This is a genomic window from Stenotrophomonas sp. VV52 (genome assembly GCF_002893095.1).
Classification (GTDB): Bacteria; Pseudomonadota; Gammaproteobacteria; order Xanthomonadales; family Xanthomonadaceae; genus Stenotrophomonas; species Stenotrophomonas aracearum.
The window spans coordinates 325,819-343,311 of the sequence record NZ_PKQQ01000002.1 but is presented as its reverse complement, the minus strand read 5'-3'; the positions used below and the strand labels follow the sequence as shown (position 1 = coordinate 343,311).

The window sequence follows — 17,493 nt, the reverse complement described above, 5'->3', positions numbered from 1 at the left end:
AGGGCCAGGCCGCCGGCGGCCGGCGCATGGCCGTGCCCGGCGTGGCCGCTGTCGTGCTGGGAGGAAGAGGTGGACATGGAACTCCGGACAGGCGTCAGTCGATGGGGAGGAAGGCCGGCGCGCTCAGCGCAGCGCGGCCTGCAGGGCCTTGCGGATCACGGTGGCGACGTCGTCGCCCTCGCTGTTGGCATCGCGCGCCATGCGCGCCGCTTCGGCCGGCTTGTACCCCAGCTGCTGCAGCGCCACGGTGGCTTCGGACACCGGGTCGGTGGCCATCGCACCGGCAATCGGCGCGCCGCCCCCGCTGAAATTGGCCGCGCGGTCGCGCAGCTCCAGCACCATGCGCTCGGCGGTCTTCTTGCCGATGCCGGGAATGCGGGTCAGCGCGGTGATGTCGCCGGCCTGCACCATCCGTGCGAACTCGTCCACACTCACTCCCGACAGCACTGCCAGCGCGATCTTGGCACCGATCCCGCTGACCTTCTGCACGTCGCGGAACAGCCGACGCTCGCCCTCGCGCAGGAAGCCGTACAGCGAGACGCTGTCTTCCTTCTGTGCGTAGTGGGTGAACAGGATCACCTCGCGGCCCAGGTCGGGCAGGTCGTAGAAGGTGCTCATCGGCGCCTCCAGCTCATAACCGACCCCGTTGACGTCGATCAGCAGCCACGGCGGCGCCTTGTACGCCACGATCCCACGCAGACGACCAATCATGCAGATGTCCTCATTTCCGGCTCCAGGCCTGGCGGGCGTTGACCCCCAGGCGCTGCGCCGTCGCCCGTACGTGGGCATGGGTGATGGCCACGGCCAACGCGTCGGCGGCGTCGGCCTGCAGCTTGGCTTTCAGGTTGAGCATAAGCCCGACCATGTGTTGGACCTGTTGCTTTTCCGCCCCGCCGCGCCCGACCACCGCCAGCTTGATCTCGCTGGCCGCGTATTCGTGCACCGGCAGGTCGCGCATGACCACCGCCGAGATCGCCGCGCCGCGCGCCTGGCCCAGCTTCAGCGCCGAGTCCGGGTTGCGCGCCATGAACACCTTCTCGATGGCCACTTCGTGCGGGCGGTATTCCTCCACCAGCGCATTGAGCCCCAGCACCAGCAGCTTCATCCGCTGCGGGAAGTCGTCCGCGCCCAGCAGCACCAGCGGCAGGTGGTGCACGTGCACCACTTTGCCGGACGGGTCGACGTCAATGATGCCGACCCCGGTCCGCTGCGAACCGGGGTCGATGCCGAGGATGCGGATCATGCCGGGCTACGCCGTCAGGCGTACGCGTCCGCGCCGAGGTCGGCGTTGGAGAACACGTCCTGCACGTCGTCCAGGTCTTCCAGCATGTCCAGCATCTTCTTGACCTGCAGGGCGGTGTCGCCCTCGACCTTGATGTCGTTGTCGGCGCGGAAGGTGAGCTCGGCGTGGTCCGGCTTCAGGCCGGCCGCTTCCATGGCGTCCTTGACCGCGTGGTACATGTCGGCCGCGGTCAGCACGTCGATCGCGCCGTCCTCGGGGTAGACCACCACGTCATCGGCGCCGGCCTCGATGGCCGCCTCGGTCACCGCATCTTCGTTGGCGCCGCCGGCAAAGTGCAGCACGCCCACGCGCTTGAACATGAACGACACCGAGCCTTCGGTGCCCATGTTGCCGCCGCACTTGCTGAACGCGTGGCGGACATCGGCCACGGTGCGCACGCGGTTGTCGGTCAGGCAGTCGACGATCACGGCCACGCCACCGGGGGCATAGCCCTCGTAGCGGATCTCTTCGTACTCCACCCCTTCCAGCTCGCCGGTGGCCTTCTTGATGGCCCGTTCGATCACGTCCTTGGACATGTTCGAGGCCAGGCCCTTGTCCATGGCCACGCGCAGGCGCGGGTTGTTGTTGGGGTCGCCTCCACCGCCGCGCGCGGCAACGCCGATCTCGCGGATGATCTTGGTGAAAATCTTGCCGCGCTTCGCGTCAGACGCGTTTTTGCGGTTTTCGATGGAAGGGCCTCTACCCATGGGTGTTTCCGTGCTTGCGTGGGAACAGGGCGCGGATTCTACCTGATCGGCCGCTCAGGCGGCGTGGGCGGTACGGTCCGGGCGGAAGCAGCCGTCGCGCAGGAAGGCGGCGGTCTGGCGGGCGGCGTCGGGCGAGAACACCAGGCCGCTGTGGCTGGCGGCCACCACGCAGTGGTCGGCCAGGCCCGGCAGGCGGGTTTCGTCCAGCGCCACGGTGCCGTCGGAGGCCTCGCCAATGGCGCCCAGCAGGCTGCCCAGGCCGTGCGGCACCGAGCCGGCGATCAGCCCGACCTGGGCCCTGCCCTGCCAGTCCGGCAGGCCGTCGAGCAGCAGGTCGGAACTGCGACCCAGCGCCGCCGACCAGCCATGTTCGGCCAGGGTACGGGCGGTGCCGCTGCCGCGCAGTGGCGAGCCCAGGCAGACCACCCGCGAGACCGGCAGGTCAGGCTGGCGGCGCAGCGCCTCCAGCGCGACCAGGCCACCCAGGCTGTGCCCGACCAGGGCCACCGGGCCGCTGTCCTTGAGCCGCTGCAGGAGCTGCGGCACGGCCACGTCGGGGCCGCCGAACACGCTGGCATAGCCGAAGGTGTCTACGCTGAAACCGCGCGCACGCAGGCGCCAGGCCAACGGGCCGACCCAGGCGCGGGCATTCCAGATGCCATGCAGCAGTAAAACGGGGGGATTCATGGGTGCAGCGTAGCGGGTGCGAACCGATCCAGCAGTAGGAGACGGCCCAATTAGACAGAGGGACTGACGAACGGCGGGTGAAGCCGCAGCGAGGCGTTCAGGAAGCCTGCGGGTTGCGGCGCAGGATGAACTCGAGGTCCCTCACCTTGCCGACCGGGAACTCGTAGGTACCCACTTTTTCGAAGCCGTAGCGGGCGTAGAAACGCTGCGCGCCGAAGTTTTCCGACCACACCCCCAGCCACAGGGTGCGCGGGCCGTCGCGTTCCAGCCAGGCCAGCGCGGTTTCCAGCAGGCGGCTGCCCCAGCCACTGCTCTGTTCGTCCTTGATCAGGTACAGGCGCTTGAGCTCGCCATCGCCGGCCTGCACCTGGTCGTGCGGCAGGCCGCAGGGGCCGGCGGCGGCATGGCCCACGGCCACGCCATCGCGTTCCAGCAGCCACACCGCGTAATCGGGGTGGGACAGGATCACCTGCTGGCGGTCGACCGCGTAGGCCTCGTCGAGGAAATCCTGCAGGTCCTGCGGCGGGTACAGGTGGCCGAAGGTTTCCACGAAGGTGCGGGTGGCCAGCACCGACAGGGTCGGTGCGTCTTCGGGGCCGGCGCGGCGGATGGTGTACATGGACGGGTGCGGGACAGGCCTCAGGCCTGCGACCCCTTGGCGGCGTCTTCTTCTTCGCCGTCTTCGTCCTCTTCCTCGTACTCCTCGTCCTCTTCCTCGTCCTCTTCGCCTTCATCGTACTCTTCGTCTTCCTCGTCGCCTTCTTCGTCGTCTTCGTAATCCTCGACGCCGAAGTCCTCACCGTCCCAGCGGCCTTCGCCATCGGCGACGAAGGTCAGCGCCATCGCGGCAGGGTTGGTGCCCACGCGCACCAGCCAGCCACCGAACACGCGGGCGCGCTCGGTCACCAGGTTGGCATCGCTGCCCTCATTGCCCAGCTTTTCCCATTCCACTACGAACGCAACGTTGGACACTGTTTCGATCTCCTGATGGATTACGGTGGGTTATTTCTTCGGGCGGACCTGGATGTGCACTTCGGCCAGCTGCTCGTCCGGGATCGGCGACGGGGCGCCGGTCATCAGGCACTGCGCGCCGGTGGTCTTCGGGAACGGAATGACGTCGCGGATCGACTCGGTGCCGGCCATCAGCGCGGCGATACGGTCGATGCCGAAGGCGATGCCACCGTGCGGCGGCGCGCCGAAACGCAGGGCGTCGAGCAGGAAACCGAACTTGGCTTCGGCCTCTTCGGCGCCGATGCCGAGCAGTTCGAACACCGCGCTCTGCATGTCCGAACGGTGGATACGGATCGAACCGCCGCCGATCTCGTTGCCGTTCAGCACCATGTCATAGCCGCGCGACACGGCCGTCTTCGCGTTGGCGCGCAGGTCGGCAATGTCGTCCACCGCCGGGGCGGTGAAGGGGTGATGCAGGGCCACGTAGCGCTGGGCTTCGTCGTCGTACTCGAACATCGGGAAGTCGGTCACCCACAGCGGCGCCCAACCGTCGGCGACCAGGCCGAAGTCCTTGCCGGCCTTCAGGCGCAGCGCGCCCATGAAGTCGGACACCTTGTTGTAGCCACCGGCACCGAAGAACACGATGTCGCCATTACCGGCGCCGACGTGCGCGACCAGCGCGGCGAAGGCGTCTTCGCTGAAGAACTTGGCGATCGGCGAGCTGACTTCGCCGTTCTCGGCGATCTTGATGTAGGCCAGGCCCTTGGCGCCGTACTTGGCGGCGTGCGCGGCATATTCATCGATCTGCTTGCGCGAAAGGCTCGCACCGCCGGGAATGCGCAGCGCGGCCACGCGGCCGTCCGGATCAGCGGCGGCGCTGGCGAACACCGGGAACTCGCTGGCCTTGACCAGCTCGGCCACGTCCACCAGCTCCAGCGCGATGCGCAGGTCCGGCTTGTCCGAGCCATAGCGACGCATCGCCTCGGCCCAGGTCATGCGCGGGAAGCTGCCGGCCAGCTCCACGTCCACCACTTCCTTGAAGATGGCGCGGATCATGCCTTCCACGAAGTCCTGCACGTCGCGCTCGCGCACGAAGGCGAATTCCATGTCCAGCTGGGTGAATTCCAGCTGGCGGTCGGCGCGCAGCGCTTCGTCGCGGAAGCAGCGCGCGATCTGGTAGTAGCGGTCGAAGCCGGCCACCATCAGGATCTGCTTGAACAGCTGCGGGCTCTGCGGCAGTGCGTAGAACTCGCCCGGGTGCATGCGCGCCGGCACCAGGAAGTCGCGCGCGCCTTCCGGGGTGGCCTTGGTCAGGATCGGGGTTTCGATGTCCTGGAAACCTTCGCCGTCCAGGTGGCGGCGCAGCGCCTGCACCAGCTTGATGCGGGTGCGCTGCATGCGCTGCATTTCCGGGCGGCGCAGGTCCAGGTAGCGGTACTTCAGGCGGGTTTCCTCGCCCGGGTTCTCGTGCGCGTGGAACGGCAGCGGCTCGGCCTTGTTCAGCACGGTGATGCGGGTGGCGACGATCTCGACCTGGCCGGTCCGGATCTTGTCGTTCACCGCATGGCGCTTGCGCACCACGCCTTCCACCTGCAGCACGTCTTCGTAACCCAGGCTGGCGGCCACCGCGAACACGTCCGCGTTTTCAGGCTCCACGGTCACCTGCACGATGCCTTCATGATCGCGCAGATCGATGAAGCACACGCCGCCCAGGTTGCGGGCAACGTCGGTCCAGCCGGCGAGGGTGACAGTCTGGCCAATCAGGGTCTCGTCGACCAGGCCGCAGAAGTGGGTACGCATGGGGGTAAAGCTCCGCAGGAGAGTGTCGGCGCCAGGCGGCACCGGTCAGCCCGTTATTCTGCGGCCGGCGACCCGTTGGGGCAAATCCGGATGGTCACATGGGCTTGATCTGGCCGGGCAGATAGTGCCCGGACCACCATGCGCAAGGGGATTTGCCATGAACCGTCTCGCTATTGCCTGCCTCACGGCCGTGCTGGCGTGCAGCGCCCCGACCCTGCACGCCCAGGTCAACGCCCGGGCCTACGCCCCGGAGAACCTCCGAACCCTGTCGGTCAACGACCAGCAGCGGGTCATTTCCCAGGAATATGCGGAGCAGTCGGGGGGACGCCGCATCCCGGACGACCAGATGCGCTTCTACCTGGACCAGGTAAACCGGTCGTCCTGGGGCTTTTCACGGGTCAAACAGGACATTGCCACCTCGCTCAGCGGGTCCGGTGGGGGCTGGAACCCGGGTGGCGGTGGCTGGAACCCCGGCGGCAACCACGGGGTGGTCCGCTGCGAGAGCAACGACAATCGCCAGCGGGTCTGCCAGACCGGCTGGCGCAGCGCGCGCCTGTCCCGGCAGATCTCCAGCACGCCCTGCGTGCAGAACCGGAACTGGGGCTCGCGCAACGGCCAGGTCTGGGTCAGCGGGGGCTGCCGGGCCGATTTCGTCGACGGCCGCGGGGGCGGCTGGGGTCCGGGCGGGCCGGGCAGCAATTACACCGTGACCTGCAGCAGCACCGGCAACCGCACCCAGACCTGCGCCTGGGACATGAGCCGGGGCCGACCGGTGCTGATCCAGCAGCTGTCGGGCAGCCCGTGCCGGGAAAACAACACCTGGGGCTTCCGCGGCAACCAGATCTGGGTCAGCAACGGCTGCCGGGCACGGTTCGGCGCGCGGCGGTAGCCGTTAGTTGTCGGGCGGCACGTCCGCGCCCCAGGGCGCGGGCGGCAGCGCGACCGGGTGGGCCAGGTCGAACACCACCTGGAACTTCCGGCCGCCCGGACGGGTGAGTTCGTAGACGAACTGCTCGTCCGGTTCTACTTCCATCGCCCAGGTATTGGTCACCGAGGCCTCCATGCCCGCCTTGCGGAACATCGCCACCGAGTCGGCATCGACCGGGAACGACTGGCGCTGTGCGGTGCCCGGCGGCGCACTGTCGCCACCGTACATCGTCACTGCATCCGGGGTGCCATCCGCATGCCGGTGGTCATGCTTCAGGCGCAGGCCGGTATCGGTGCGGCCGAGCACCCAGGTGCGCGAATGATCGTCGCCGACATGGAAAGGAATGCGGATTTCATGCGCGGCGTCATCGCAGCCGCGCACGTGCATCACCAGGCGTTTGCCGTCGAACGGATCGGGCGTGGCGCTGCGCGGTTCGTTGACCACCACGCGGCCTTCGAACGCTTTGCCGCAGTGCGCGGCCACGGCGGCAAGAAATGCGTCCGCCGGGGCCATCGCAACGTCATGGGCCACCTGATCGCGCTGGCTGTTGCAGCCGGCAAGCAACACTGCAGCGGCGAAGGGAAGATATCGATGCACACTCATGCAGCCACCCTAGCCCGCATGCGTGCACAGCGCAAATTTGCCGCCACTTTTCTGCAACAAAGGGTTGATTGCGACTGTGTTAGGGTAATAAAGGTGATCTGTTCGCCTTCCCCACGAAGGTTGCACGCATGTTGCGGCTGACCGCCCTGCTCGCAGGCGTCGCGCTGTTGTTGACCGGCAGCGGACTGCTTGGCACCTTGCTGGCGGTGAGCGGCGGCGCGGCCGGCTTCGGTGCCGGTACGTTGGGCCTGGTGATGTCCGGTTATTTCGCCGGTTTCTTCATGGGCACCTTCTTCGCGCCGTCGCTGATCCGCCGCATCGGCCATATCCGTGCGTTCGCCTTCTTCTCCGCCCTCGCCGCCATTGCGGTGCTGCTGCATCCGCTGTGGCTCAATGCCTGGCTGTGGGGACTGCTGCGCATCGTCACCGGCATCGCGCTGGTCGGGCTGTATACGGTGATCGAAAGCTGGCTCAACGCCGAACCGGACCCGCGCCAGCGCAGCCGTGCATTCTCGCTGTACATGGTGGTGAATCTGTCCGCACTTGCGCTGGGCCAGGTCCTGCTGATGGTCAGCAACGCGCCGGCGATGTCGATGTTCATGCTGATCGCCATGCTCATCTGCGCGGCCGTGCTGCCGATCACCGCGACCCGCCTGATCCCGCCGGAAGTGCCTTCGGTGCCGCGCCTGAAACTGGCCCGGCTGTATGGCATGGCGCCGGTCGCCACCGTGGCCGCCGGCCTGTCCGGACTGGCGATGGGCGCGTTCTGGGGCCTGCTGCCGGTATATGCCGGTGAGGTCGGGCTGGACAGCGATGGCGTGGCGCGCTTCATGCTCACCGCCATTGCCGGCGGCGCGCTGCTGCAGTGGCCGCTCGGTCATATCAGCGACGGCCACGACCGCCGCACCGGGCTGGTGGCGCTGTGCCTGGCCGCCGGCGGCATCGCCGTGGTCGCGTCGATGCCGATGGTGCAGATGCAGACGTGGCTGCTGTTCGGCCTGTTCTTTTTCTACGGCGGATTAGCGTTTTCGCTGTATCCGTTCGCGGTGGCGCACATGCTCGACTACCTGCCGCGCGAACACCTGCTCTCCGGCTGTTCCAGCCTGCTGCTGGTGCACGGCGTGGGCGCAGCGATCGGCCCGGCGCTGGCCGGCGCAGCCATGCAGCAGTTCGGCCCGGCCGCCCTGCCCCTGTATTTCGCCGTCGTGCTCGGTGCGCTGGCCCTGTTCACCACTGCGCGCCTGCTCAGCTTCAGCCGCCTGCGCACGCATCCGGTGGTGTTCCGGCTGATGCTGCGCACCACGCCGGCGGCGCTGGAGCTGATGCCCGAAACCGACGTCGCGCCGCCACCGGACACCCCTCCCAACCCTCCTGATAAGGAAGTGCATTGACTGTATCGACACCCGCCACGCCCACCTCACCCCGCATTACGTCGGCCCCGCCGGCACCGCAATTGATCCTCGCCACCGATCTGGATGGCACCTTTCTCGCCGGCGACCCCGCCGCGCGCCACCGCCTGTACCGGCTGGTCGACCAGCACCCCGGTATCCGCCTGATCTTCATCACCGGTCGCGGCCTGGAAGCGGTGATGCCCCTGCTCTCCGATCCCGCCATTCCACGGCCCGATTACGTGGTCTGCGACGTTGGCGCGACCGTGGTCGACGGCCACACCCTGCAGCCGCTGCAGCCCCTGCAATCGATGATCGACGCGCACTGGCCGGGTGAGCACGTGGTCGCCGAGGCAATGCGCCCGTTCACCGCGCTGCAGCGCCAGGACGTGCCGCAGGAGCGCCGCTGCTCGTATTTCTGCGATCCCGAAACGCTGGCGCCGCTGCGCGCGCAGATCCAGGCCGCCGCCGAGGCGCTGGGCTGCGACGTGCTGTACTCGGCCGACCGCTACCTGGACATCCTGCCGCCGGACACCGACAAGGGCCGCACCCTGGCCGCGCTGGCGCGCCTGCTGGAACTGCCGCGCGACCGCATCCTGGTCGCCGGCGACACCCTCAACGATCTTTCGATGTACCGCGCCGGCTTCCGTGGCGTGTGCGTGGGCGAGTCCGAGCCGGCACTGACCGAGGCCACCGCCACGCTGGAACACACCTTCCATGCACAGGCGCCGGGCTGCGGCGGCATTCTCGAAGCGATCGAACACTTCGGCCTGCTGGCAGCCGATGATGCGTGGCTGCAGCCGCCGGCGCAGGCGCGCGCCGAAGGTGCCGAGCTGGTGATGGTGTACCACCGCCTGCCGTTCGATGAAGTCGTGGAAGACGGTGTCGTGGTACAGCGACCGCCGCGTTCCCCGAACGGCATCATTCCTTCGCTGCTGAGCTTCTTCGAGGGCGGCCAGAAGGGTTCCTGGGTGGCGTGGGGAATCGACGATCCCAAGCGCGGCCCGTTCCAGACCCACCTGGCGGTGGACGCAGACCGCTACCCGACGCTGACCGCCGCGCGCGTGCCGTTGAGCAAGCAGGAGGTGGACATCTTCTACAAGCGCTTCTCCAAGGAAGCGTTCTGGCCAATGCTGCATGCGTTCTGGGAACGCGCGCGGTTCCGCGAGGACGACTGGCAGGTGTACCTGCAGGTGAACCGCAAGTTCGCCGAAGCGGTTGCCGCCGAAGCCGCGCATGGCGCCACGGTGTGGATCCACGACTACAACCTGTGGATGGTGCCCGGCACGCTGCGCGAACTGCGCCCGGACCTGAAGATCGCCTTCTTCCACCACACCTACTTTCCGTCCGCCGATGTGTTCAACGTGGTGCCGTGGCGCCGCGAGATCATCGGCAGCCTGCTCAGCTGCGACTACATCGGGTTCCACATTCCGCGCCAGGTGGAGAACTTCGTCGACGTGGTGCGCGGCGCGATGCCGGCCGAACGCCTGGCCTGGGAAAGCTGCGCGCCGCGCTTCCTGACCTACGGCTGCGCGGTGGGGCTGGACACCATGACCACGCGGCTGCGCGTGGGCGACCGCGACGTGGCGCTGGGTGCGCACCCGGTCGGTACTGACCTGCGCCGCATCCATGCCGTGCTGGCGCGCGGCGATGTGCGCAACGACATCTTCAAGCTGCGCCGCGAGATCGGCGCGCGCAAGCTGGTGCTGTCGGTGGAGCGGCTGGACTACACCAAGGGCACGCTGGCCAAGCTGGAGGCGTTCGAACGCTTGTTGGAGCAGCATCCGGAGCGGCAGGGCAAGGTCACCCTGCTGATGGTGTGCGTGCCGGCCGCGCGCGAGATGACCGTGTACCGCACGTTGCAGAACCAGATCGAGCAGGCGGTGGGCCGGATCAACGGGCGCTTCTCGCGGCTGGACTGGACCCCGGTGCGGTTCTTCGCGCAGGCGCTGCCGTTCGAAGAGGTGGTGGCGCATTACGCGGCGGCGCAGGTGATGTGGATCACGCCGCTGCGCGATGGATTGAATTTGGTGGCCAAGGAGTTCGTGGCCACACAGGGGATCGAAGGCAGCAACGGCGTATTGGTGTTGAGCGAGTTTGCCGGGGCTGCGGCTGAATTGAAGGGCGCGGTGTTGACCAATCCGCATGACCCGGCCGATCTCACCGCCGGGTTGCTGCAGGCGTTGTCGATGCCTGATGAGGAAGCGGGTGGGCGGATGCGGCAGTTGTTCGGCAGCGTGGAGTATTACGACGTCGACCGGTGGGGGCGGGAGTTTCTGCAGGCCGTGGGGGAGGCGGGTTGAATCACCCGCGCATCAACCGCTCCGCGATAACCGCCACCTGCCGCAACACGTCATTGCGCCCGGCGTCATCGACGCTGGCACCCTGCAGGTAACTGGTCAGCACCCACGGCGCACCACCGGCCAGCGGCCACAGGATCGCGATGTCGTTGGTGGTGTCCTCGCCGTTGCTGCCGGTCTTGTCGCCCACCCGCCAGGCGGGCGACAGGCCGGCACGCAGGCGCGCGTCGCCGGTTTCGTTGTCGATCAGCCAGTCGGCCAGCTGCAGCCGCGACGGCTTGCTGAGCACATCGCCCAGCACGAAGCGCTGCAGGCTGGCCGCCATCGCGGCCGGACTGGTGGTGTCGCGCGGATCGCCCGGTGCAAAATCGTTCATTTCCGGCTCCAGCCGGTCGTTGCGGGTCACCGCATCGCCGTGCCCGCGCAGGAACGCGGTCACCCCGGCCGGCCCACCGACCACGCCGAGCAGCAGGTTCGCGGCCGGGTTGTCGCTGGTCACCATGGTGGCGCGGCACAGGTCGCGCACGGTTAGGTCCTTGCCCACATGGCGCTTGGTCACCGGCGCGTGCGAGAGCATGTCCTGCTGGCGCACCGGCAGGCGCCGGTCCAGCGACAGGGTGCCTTTGTCGGCCAGGTGCAGCACCGTGGCCGAGAGCGCGAACTTGAAGGTGCTGCACATCGGGAAGCGCTCGTCCTGGCGGTGGCCGACCCGGGCGCCGGTGGCGGTGTTGAGCAGGGTCACGCCCAGGCGGCCGCCGCTGGCTTTTTCCAGCGCCGCGAAGTCGCTGGCCTGCGGCCTGGCACCGGCCAGTACGGTCGGCGGGGCCTTGGCCAGGACCGTGGCGGCGAAGGCGGACGCGGCGGCGGCACCGGTCATCTGCAGGAAGTGGCGGCGGGCGAGCATGGGCGGTTCCTTGGTGGGCAGGCTTGCAGTATCGGCATGCGGCGGGGCAAGGCACCAGCGCGGAATTTAAAGGAGAGGCATTAGCCCGGCTAATGCCTTTGGTACGCCAACCATTTGCCGACGTTACCGGATTCGCTGGGCTACCATCAGCCATCAACATTCCTCACGGCTCGCTGATGCTTCGTCCCCAGCTCCCGCTCAATGCCCTGCGCGCCTTCGAGGCTGCGGCCCGCCACCAGAACTTCACCCGCGCGGCGCTGGAGCTGTGCGTGAGCCAGGCGGCGTTGAGCCATCAGATCCGGGGGCTGGAGGAACGGCTGGGCGCGGTGCTGTTCCATCGCCTGCCGCGCGGGGTGGCGCTCACCGACGAGGGCGCGCGGCTGTATCCGGTGCTGAACGAGGCGTTCGACCGCATTGCGGTGAGCCTGGACCGCTTCGTCGGCGGGCATTTCCGCGAGGTCCTTGGAGTCGGCGTGGTAGGCACCTTCGCCACCGGATGGCTGCTGCCACGGCTGAAGGATTTCAATGCGCGCCACCCGGATATCGAACTGCGGATCCAGACCCACAACAACCGCATCGACCTGGCCGGCGAAGGACTGGACCTGGCGATCCGCTTCGGCGACGGCGATTGGCAGGGCCAGGTAAGTACATCGGTGCTGGCTGCACCGTTCGCGCCGGTGTGTGCGCCGGCATTGGCACGCGGGCTGCGCCATCCGCGCGATCTTGCCGGTGTGCCGTTGCTGCGCTCGTACCGCAGCGATGAATGGCCACAATGGTTGCAGGCCGCCGGCGCAGCGGAGCTGGAAGCACGCGGCCCGGTGTTCGATTCCTCGTTGACGTTGGCCAGCGCCGCAGCAGCAGGCGCCGGCGTGGCGCTGCTGCCGCTGAAGATGTTCGAACAGGATTTGGCAGAAGGGCGGCTGGTGCAGCCGTTCGCGGCTACGCTGGAACTGGGCAGCTATTGGTTGACCAGGCTGCGGTCCCGCCCAGAGAGCGAAGCAGCGCGCAGATTCCGCGAATGGTTGGAAGCACAGCGCGCCTGACAGGCGTGATCGTCGGCCAACCCGCGACGGACCGGTAGGGTCGATTCCCGAACGACCGCCGACCATGGCACCGGGTGCTTTAACGCAGGGTGCCCACCGAAGGCACATCTCCGACGCTGGTCATGCGTCACCGAACGTTGCAGCCGGTACGTGCAGTCGTTTGGGAACCGACCCTACCAGAGCAGCGCCACGTAGCGTCGGACAATGTCCCACCAGGCCTAGCAGCGCCGCGTAGCGTCGGGCAACGCCCCGCCAGGCCGATCAGCGCCACGTTGCACGGCGTGGCGCCTGCCGTTACGCCATCAACTCCATCCACGCGGCTTCGGCTTTTTCCAGCTGCTGCGCGGTGGCTTCGCGGTCGCGGCCGATCACCGCCATGCGCGTTGCATCGGCATAGACGGCCGGGTCGGCGAGCTGGCGGTCGAGCTCGGCCAGCGTGTTCTCCAGCTCGTTGACCTTCGCTTCGGCACTGGCCAGCTTGACCGGGTTGACCGCCTTCTTCGCCGGCATCGGTGGGGTCGGCGGCTGCGGTTCCGGGGCAGCGGCGGCCATCTTCTGCTTGGTGCCCTGCGCCGCCGGGCGCGAACGCAGCCACGCCGCGTATTCGTCCAAGTCGCCCGCGAACGGCTCGACCACGCCGTCGGCCACACGCCAGAAGGTGTCGCAGACCAGGCCGATCAGGTGGCGGTCGTGCGAAACCATCACGATCGCGCCTTCGAAGGTCGCCAGCGCTTCGGCCAGCGCTTCGCGCATTTCCAGGTCAAGGTGGTTGGTCGGTTCGTCGAGCAGCAGCACGTTAGGCTGCTGCCAGGCGATCATCGCCAGCGCCAGGCGCGCGCGCTCACCGCCGGAGAAGCCATCCACCGGCTCGAACGCACGGTCGCCGGCGAAGTTCCACTTGCCGAGGAAGTCGCGGAACGCCTGGTTGTTGCCGTCCGGCGAGATCTCGCGGAAGTGGTCCATCGGCGACTGGCCTTCGTGCAGCGACTCCACCGTGTGCTGGGCGAAGTAGCCGATGCGCAAGTCCGGGTGCGCCGAACGCTCGCCGGCCACCGGCGCCAGCTCGCCCACCAGGGTGCGCACCAGCGTGGTCTTACCCGCGCCGTTCGGCCCCAGCAGGCCAATGCGCTGGCCCGCTTCCAGGCCGAAGCCCACGTTGTGCAGGATCACCGCATCCGGGCTGTACCCGGCTTCCACGTCGTTGAGGCGGATCAGCGAGAACGGCAGCTTGGTCGGCGGCGCGAACTCGATGCGGAACTCGCGCTCGGCGCGCACCGCTTCGGTACCGGTCAGCTTGGCCAAGCGCTTCATGCGGCTCTGTGCCTGGGTGGCCTTGCTGGCCAGCGCCTTGAAGCGGTCGATGAAGCTCTGCAGGTGGGCGCGCTCGGCCTGTTCCTTTTCATGCGCGATCTGCTGCTGGCGCAGCTGTTCGGCGCGCTGGCGCTCGAAGTCGGTGTAGCCGCCCGGGTACAGCTTGGCGCCGCCACCGTGCAGGTGCAGGGTATGGGTGGCCACGTTGTCCAGGAACTCGCGGTCGTGCGAGATCAGCAGCAGCGTGCCCGGGTACTTCAGCAGCCACTGTTCCAGCCAGAACACCGCGTCCAGATCGAGGTGGTTGGTCGGTTCGTCGAGCAGCAGCAGGTCGCTGGGCATCATCAGCGCGCGCGCCAGGTTCAGTCGCGCGCGCCAGCCGCCGGAGAAGGTGGAGACCGGACGCGAATGGGTGTCGGACGGGAAGCCCAGGCCGTGCAACAGCTTGCCGGCGCGCGATTCGGCGTCATAGGCGCCCATCTCGGCCATCTTCTGGTGCGCATTGGCCACCGCTTCCCAGTCTTCGCGTGCGGACGCTTCGGCTTCCTCGCGCAGCACCGCAGCCACTTCGGTGTCGCCTTCCAGCACGAACTGCAGCGCGGGATCGGGCAGCGCCGGAGTCTCCTGGGCCACGCTGGCAATACGGATCTTGCCAGGCAGGTCGACGTCGCCCTTGTCCGCCTCCAGCTCGCCCTGCACGGCCGCGAACAGGCTGGACTTGCCGGCCCCGTTGCGGCCGACCACGCCCACGCGGTAGCCCGCATGCAGGGTCAGGTCGACGTTGGACAACAGCAGCCGCTCGCCGCGGCGCAAGGCGAAGTTACGAAGGGAGATCATCTGGGGGGTCCATATAACGGAATGGAATGTGCTGGTAAGCACCTTTCCTGCGACGTAATTCTACCGTTAACGAATACTTGACGGGCCCCGGGATGCGCGGCAGGCCTCGTCTCTCTCCCACGATCCTGCCCGCGCCGTCCCCGGGACCCCATCGCCCCGGCAGTCGGATCGACGTAACTTGTTGCTTTTGCAACAGTTTCATCGAAAACGTCTATTTGACAGCCAGTAAAAATGCCGTTAATCCATCAATTGCGCACCGCAACACCCGCCCTCGCAGACCCGCCTCCCCGCAGTCGTGATGTCGTCCGGTGCCGCCTCGTCCCCACCGGAGCTTCAGCCTGATGAACCGCAAGACCCGTACGCTTGCCGCCGCCGTTGCAGTCGTTCTCGGCACTTCCGCCTTCGCCGCCGCCGCCCAGGACGCCCCTGCCGTACCCGCGCGCAGCGGTGCGCAGACCCTGGACACCGTGATCGTGACCGGCACCCGCGTTGCCGACCGCACCGTCGCCGAGTCGCAGTCGCCGATCGACATCATCACCCCCGAGGCGCTGCAGTCCACCGGCACCACCGAGCTGGCCACCGCGCTGGCCCGCGCCCTGCCCTCGCTGAACTTCCCGCGCCCGGCGCTGACCGACGGCACCAGCGGCATCCGCCCGGCGCAGCTGCGCGGCCTGTCCCCCGACCAGGTGCTGGTGCTGGTCAACGGCAAGCGCCGCCACACCTCGGCGCAGATCAACGTCAACGGCAGCATCGGCCGCGGTTCGTCGGCGGTGGACATCAACGCCATTCCGATCGCCTCCATCGAGCGCGTGGAAGTGCTGCGTGACGGCGCCTCGGCCCAGTACGGCTCGGATGCCATCGCCGGCGTGATCAACATCGTGCTGAAGGGCTCCAGCTCGGGCGGCAGCCTGGCCCTGGACGCCGGCCAGTACTCGGCCGGCGACGGCAACAAGTACCAGCTCTCCGGCGACACCGGCATCGGCTTCGCCGACGGCCGCGGCAGCGTGCACGTGGCCGGCCAGATCACCCAGCAGGACGAAAGCAACCGCGCCGGCCCCTACCAGGGCACCGCGCCGAACACCGGCAACTTCCCCAGCATCGGCCAGACCACCTTCGTGGTCGGCGACCCGCAGGTGGACGCCACCGCCGCCTCGGCCAACGCCAGCTTCCAGTTCAGCGACCACGTCTCGGCCTATGCCACCGCGCTGGCCAGCAACCGCGACATCACCTCGTTCGCGTTCTACCGCTCGCGCACCAACAGCGGCCAGGGCGCGCTGCTGGCCCAGACCTACCCGGACGGCTTCGTGCCGGAGATCAACCAGTATTCCAAGGACCGCTCGCTGGTCGCCGGGGTCAAGGGCGATACCGACAGTGGCTGGACCTGGGACGTGAGCTACAACCACGGCACCAACAAGATCGACTTCCACACCCGCAACAGCATCAACTACGCGCTGGGCGTGACCAGCCCGCGTTCGTTCTACGCCGGCGCGCTGGAATACACCCAGGACATCGGCAACGTGGATATCACCAAGCAGCTGGACTGGGGCCTGGCCTACCCGGTCACGCTCTCCTTCGGTGGCGAGTACCGCCGCGAGAAGTGGGAGCAGAGCGCCGGTGAGCCGAACTCCTACTTCGGCACCGGTGCGCAGGGCTTCGGCGGCTTCACCCCGCTCAACGCCGTGGACGCCGACCGCGACAACTACGCGGTCTACGCCGGGCTGGAAGCGGACCTGACCGACAAGTTCTCGGCCGGCGTCACCGGCCGCTACGAAGACTATTCGGACTTCGGCGACAAGTTCTCCGGCAAGGTGTCGGCGCGCTATGCCTTCACCGACAAGGTCGCGCTGCGTGCCACCGCCTCGTCCGGCTTCCGCGCCCCGTCGCTGGCCCAGCAGAGCTACCAGGCAGTGACCAGCACGATCGTCAACGGCGTGTTCGTCGAACGCGGCACCTTCCCCACCACCAGCCCGGCCGCGCAGGCACTGGGCGCCAGCCCGCTGAAGGCGGAAAGCTCCACCTCCTACAGCGTCGGCCTGGTGCTGCAGCCGGTGGACCGGCTGTACCTGACCGTGGATGCGTACCAGATCGACATCGACGACCGCATCATCCTGTCCACCAACATCACCACCAACGCGGCCACCAACGCGCTGCTGGGCGGGCTGGGGCTGCCGCAGGTCACTGCGTTCTCGTACTTCACCAATGGCGTGGACACCCGCACCCGCGGCGTGGACGCGGTCTCCAGCTACACCATTCCGTTCAGCGCCAGCTCGCTGGAACTGACCGCGGCGTACAGCTACAACGACACCGACGTGAAGAAGTTCATCGCTTCGCCGGCTGCGTTCGGTGCGCTGGGCCTGACCCAGTCGCTGATCGGCCGTGACGAAGTGGGCCGCATCGAAGACAGCTACCCGCGCGACAAGACCATCCTCAGCGGCACCTGGCGCACCGACCGCTGGGACCTGAGCCTGGCCGCGACCCGCTACGGCTCGTTCACGGTGCGCAATTCAGCCACGCCGACCCGCGACCAGACCTATGACGCGTCGTGGGTGCTGGACGCGTCGGTGGCCTACAAGCCGAGCGAGAACTGGACCCTGACCCTGGGTGCGGACAACATCCTGGACCAGTACCCGGATCGTACGGTGGACCTGCAGAACTCCACCTGGGGGATGTTGCCGTACAGCAACTACTCGCCGTACGGCTTCAACGGTGCGTATGTGTATGGGCGCGTCACCTACAAGTGGTAACCGGTTGA

15 protein-coding genes are annotated in these 17,493 nt (G+C 67.8%); 5 read left to right on the top strand and 10 right to left on the bottom strand.

Annotated features, from left to right (window positions below):
- Nucleotides 1-123: 123 nt before the first annotated feature.
- The 7 genes from ruvA to aspS all read right to left on the bottom strand — a co-directional run bounded on the left by ruvA (nucleotide 124) and on the right by aspS (nucleotide 5,427).
- Nucleotides 124-711 carry a Holliday junction branch migration protein RuvA gene (gene ruvA / locus C2U58_RS07500; RefSeq protein WP_102945254.1) on the bottom strand — a complete coding sequence of 196 codons (588 nt, stop codon included), beginning with the start codon at nucleotides 709-711 and terminating at the stop codon, nucleotides 124-126.
- Between the two features lie 10 nt (nucleotides 712-721).
- The gene (gene ruvC / locus C2U58_RS07495; RefSeq protein ID WP_070206994.1) at nucleotides 722-1,243 is read right to left on the bottom strand and encodes a crossover junction endodeoxyribonuclease RuvC; all 522 of its coding nucleotides are present in this window, start codon (nucleotides 1,241-1,243) and stop codon (nucleotides 722-724) included.
- 14 nt (nucleotides 1,244-1,257) lie between these two features.
- Nucleotides 1,258-1,989: a YebC/PmpR family DNA-binding transcriptional regulator gene (locus tag C2U58_RS07490; RefSeq protein WP_102945253.1), complete on the bottom strand. Its 732-nt coding sequence runs from the start codon at nucleotides 1,987-1,989 to the stop codon at nucleotides 1,258-1,260.
- Between the two features lie 54 nt (nucleotides 1,990-2,043).
- The gene (locus C2U58_RS07485) at nucleotides 2,044-2,676 is read right to left on the bottom strand and encodes an alpha/beta fold hydrolase (protein ID WP_070206996.1); all 633 of its coding nucleotides are present in this window, start codon (nucleotides 2,674-2,676) and stop codon (nucleotides 2,044-2,046) included.
- Nucleotides 2,677-2,773: 97 nt separating this feature from the next.
- Nucleotides 2,774-3,295 carry a GNAT family N-acetyltransferase gene (locus C2U58_RS07480; RefSeq protein ID WP_102945252.1) on the bottom strand — a complete coding sequence of 174 codons (522 nt, stop codon included), beginning with the start codon at nucleotides 3,293-3,295 and terminating at the stop codon, nucleotides 2,774-2,776.
- A gap of 20 nt (nucleotides 3,296-3,315) precedes the next feature.
- Entirely contained in the window at nucleotides 3,316-3,648 is a 333-nt protein-coding gene (locus C2U58_RS19825) for a DNA primase (RefSeq protein WP_146033425.1), read from the bottom strand.
- Between the two features lie 30 nt (nucleotides 3,649-3,678).
- The gene (gene aspS, locus C2U58_RS07475) at nucleotides 3,679-5,427 is read right to left on the bottom strand and encodes an aspartate--tRNA ligase (RefSeq protein WP_102945251.1); all 1,749 of its coding nucleotides are present in this window, start codon (nucleotides 5,425-5,427) and stop codon (nucleotides 3,679-3,681) included.
- Between the two features lie 157 nt (nucleotides 5,428-5,584).
- On the opposite strand from aspS, the gene C2U58_RS07470 reads away from it, so the two are divergent.
- A complete protein-coding gene (locus C2U58_RS07470) occupies nucleotides 5,585-6,316 on the top strand; it encodes a DUF3011 domain-containing protein (RefSeq protein ID WP_102945250.1) in 732 nt (243 codons plus the stop codon).
- Between the two features lie 3 nt (nucleotides 6,317-6,319).
- Here C2U58_RS07470 and C2U58_RS07465 read toward each other — a convergent pair whose 3' ends face one another.
- Entirely contained in the window at nucleotides 6,320-6,958 is a 639-nt protein-coding gene (locus C2U58_RS07465; protein WP_102945249.1) for a hypothetical protein, read from the bottom strand.
- A 128-nt stretch (nucleotides 6,959-7,086) separates the two neighbouring features.
- Between C2U58_RS07465 and C2U58_RS07460 the strand changes: the two genes are divergently transcribed.
- Both C2U58_RS07460 and ggpS read left to right on the top strand, forming a co-directional pair.
- Nucleotides 7,087-8,349, top strand: a complete 1,263-nt coding sequence (locus C2U58_RS07460) for an MFS transporter (protein WP_102945248.1) — start codon at nucleotides 7,087-7,089, stop codon at nucleotides 8,347-8,349.
- 62 nt (nucleotides 8,350-8,411) lie between these two features.
- Complete coding sequence (gene ggpS / locus C2U58_RS07455; protein WP_102945247.1) at nucleotides 8,412-10,649, top strand: glucosylglycerol-phosphate synthase; 2,238 nt, start codon at nucleotides 8,412-8,414, stop codon at nucleotides 10,647-10,649.
- Nucleotide 10,650: 1 nt separating this feature from the next.
- Here ggpS and blaL2 read toward each other — a convergent pair whose 3' ends face one another.
- Complete coding sequence (gene blaL2, locus C2U58_RS07450) at nucleotides 10,651-11,550, bottom strand: L2 family extended-spectrum class A beta-lactamase (protein ID WP_102945246.1); 900 nt, start codon at nucleotides 11,548-11,550, stop codon at nucleotides 10,651-10,653.
- Between the two features lie 176 nt (nucleotides 11,551-11,726).
- On the opposite strand from blaL2, the gene C2U58_RS07445 reads away from it, so the two are divergent.
- Nucleotides 11,727-12,593, top strand: coding sequence for a LysR family transcriptional regulator (locus C2U58_RS07445; protein ID WP_102945245.1), 867 nt, complete (start codon nucleotides 11,727-11,729; stop codon nucleotides 12,591-12,593).
- A 294-nt stretch (nucleotides 12,594-12,887) separates the two neighbouring features.
- On the opposite strand, the gene C2U58_RS07440 is transcribed toward C2U58_RS07445, so the two are convergent.
- On the bottom strand, nucleotides 12,888-14,741 hold the full coding sequence (locus C2U58_RS07440; protein WP_102945244.1) for an ABC-F family ATP-binding cassette domain-containing protein: 1,854 nt from the start codon (nucleotides 14,739-14,741) through the stop codon (nucleotides 12,888-12,890).
- Nucleotides 14,742-15,082: 341 nt separating this feature from the next.
- Here C2U58_RS07440 and C2U58_RS07435 point away from each other — a divergent pair, with 341 nt between their 5' ends.
- Entirely contained in the window at nucleotides 15,083-17,485 is a 2,403-nt protein-coding gene (locus tag C2U58_RS07435) for a TonB-dependent receptor (RefSeq protein WP_102945243.1), read from the top strand.
- Nucleotides 17,486-17,493 lie beyond the last annotated feature (8 nt).

Coding starts and splice junctions, on each gene's coding strand:
- ruvA (WP_102945254.1), bottom strand. CDS start 711: ATGATTGGTCGTCTGCGTGGGATCGTGGCGTACAAGGCGCCGCCGTGG.
- ruvC (WP_070206994.1), bottom strand. CDS start 1,243: ATGATCCGCATCCTCGGCATCGACCCCGGTTCGCAGCGGACCGGGGTC.
- C2U58_RS07490 (WP_102945253.1), bottom strand. CDS start 1,989: ATGGGTAGAGGCCCTTCCATCGAAAACCGCAAAAACGCGTCTGACGCG.
- C2U58_RS07485 (WP_070206996.1), bottom strand. CDS start 2,676: ATGAATCCCCCCGTTTTACTGCTGCATGGCATCTGGAATGCCCGCGCC.
- C2U58_RS07480 (WP_102945252.1), bottom strand. CDS start 3,295: ATGTACACCATCCGCCGCGCCGGCCCCGAAGACGCACCGACCCTGTCG.
- aspS (WP_102945251.1), bottom strand. CDS start 5,427: ATGCGTACCCACTTCTGCGGCCTGGTCGACGAGACCCTGATTGGCCAG.
- C2U58_RS07470 (WP_102945250.1), top strand. CDS start 5,585: ATGAACCGTCTCGCTATTGCCTGCCTCACGGCCGTGCTGGCGTGCAGC.
- C2U58_RS07465 (WP_102945249.1), bottom strand. CDS start 6,958: ATGAGTGTGCATCGATATCTTCCCTTCGCCGCTGCAGTGTTGCTTGCC.
- C2U58_RS07460 (WP_102945248.1), top strand. CDS start 7,087: ATGTTGCGGCTGACCGCCCTGCTCGCAGGCGTCGCGCTGTTGTTGACC.
- blaL2 (WP_102945246.1), bottom strand. CDS start 11,550: ATGCTCGCCCGCCGCCACTTCCTGCAGATGACCGGTGCCGCCGCCGCG.
- C2U58_RS07445 (WP_102945245.1), top strand. CDS start 11,727: ATGCTTCGTCCCCAGCTCCCGCTCAATGCCCTGCGCGCCTTCGAGGCT.
- C2U58_RS07440 (WP_102945244.1), bottom strand. CDS start 14,741: ATGATCTCCCTTCGTAACTTCGCCTTGCGCCGCGGCGAGCGGCTGCTG.
- C2U58_RS07435 (WP_102945243.1), top strand. CDS start 15,083: ATGAACCGCAAGACCCGTACGCTTGCCGCCGCCGTTGCAGTCGTTCTC.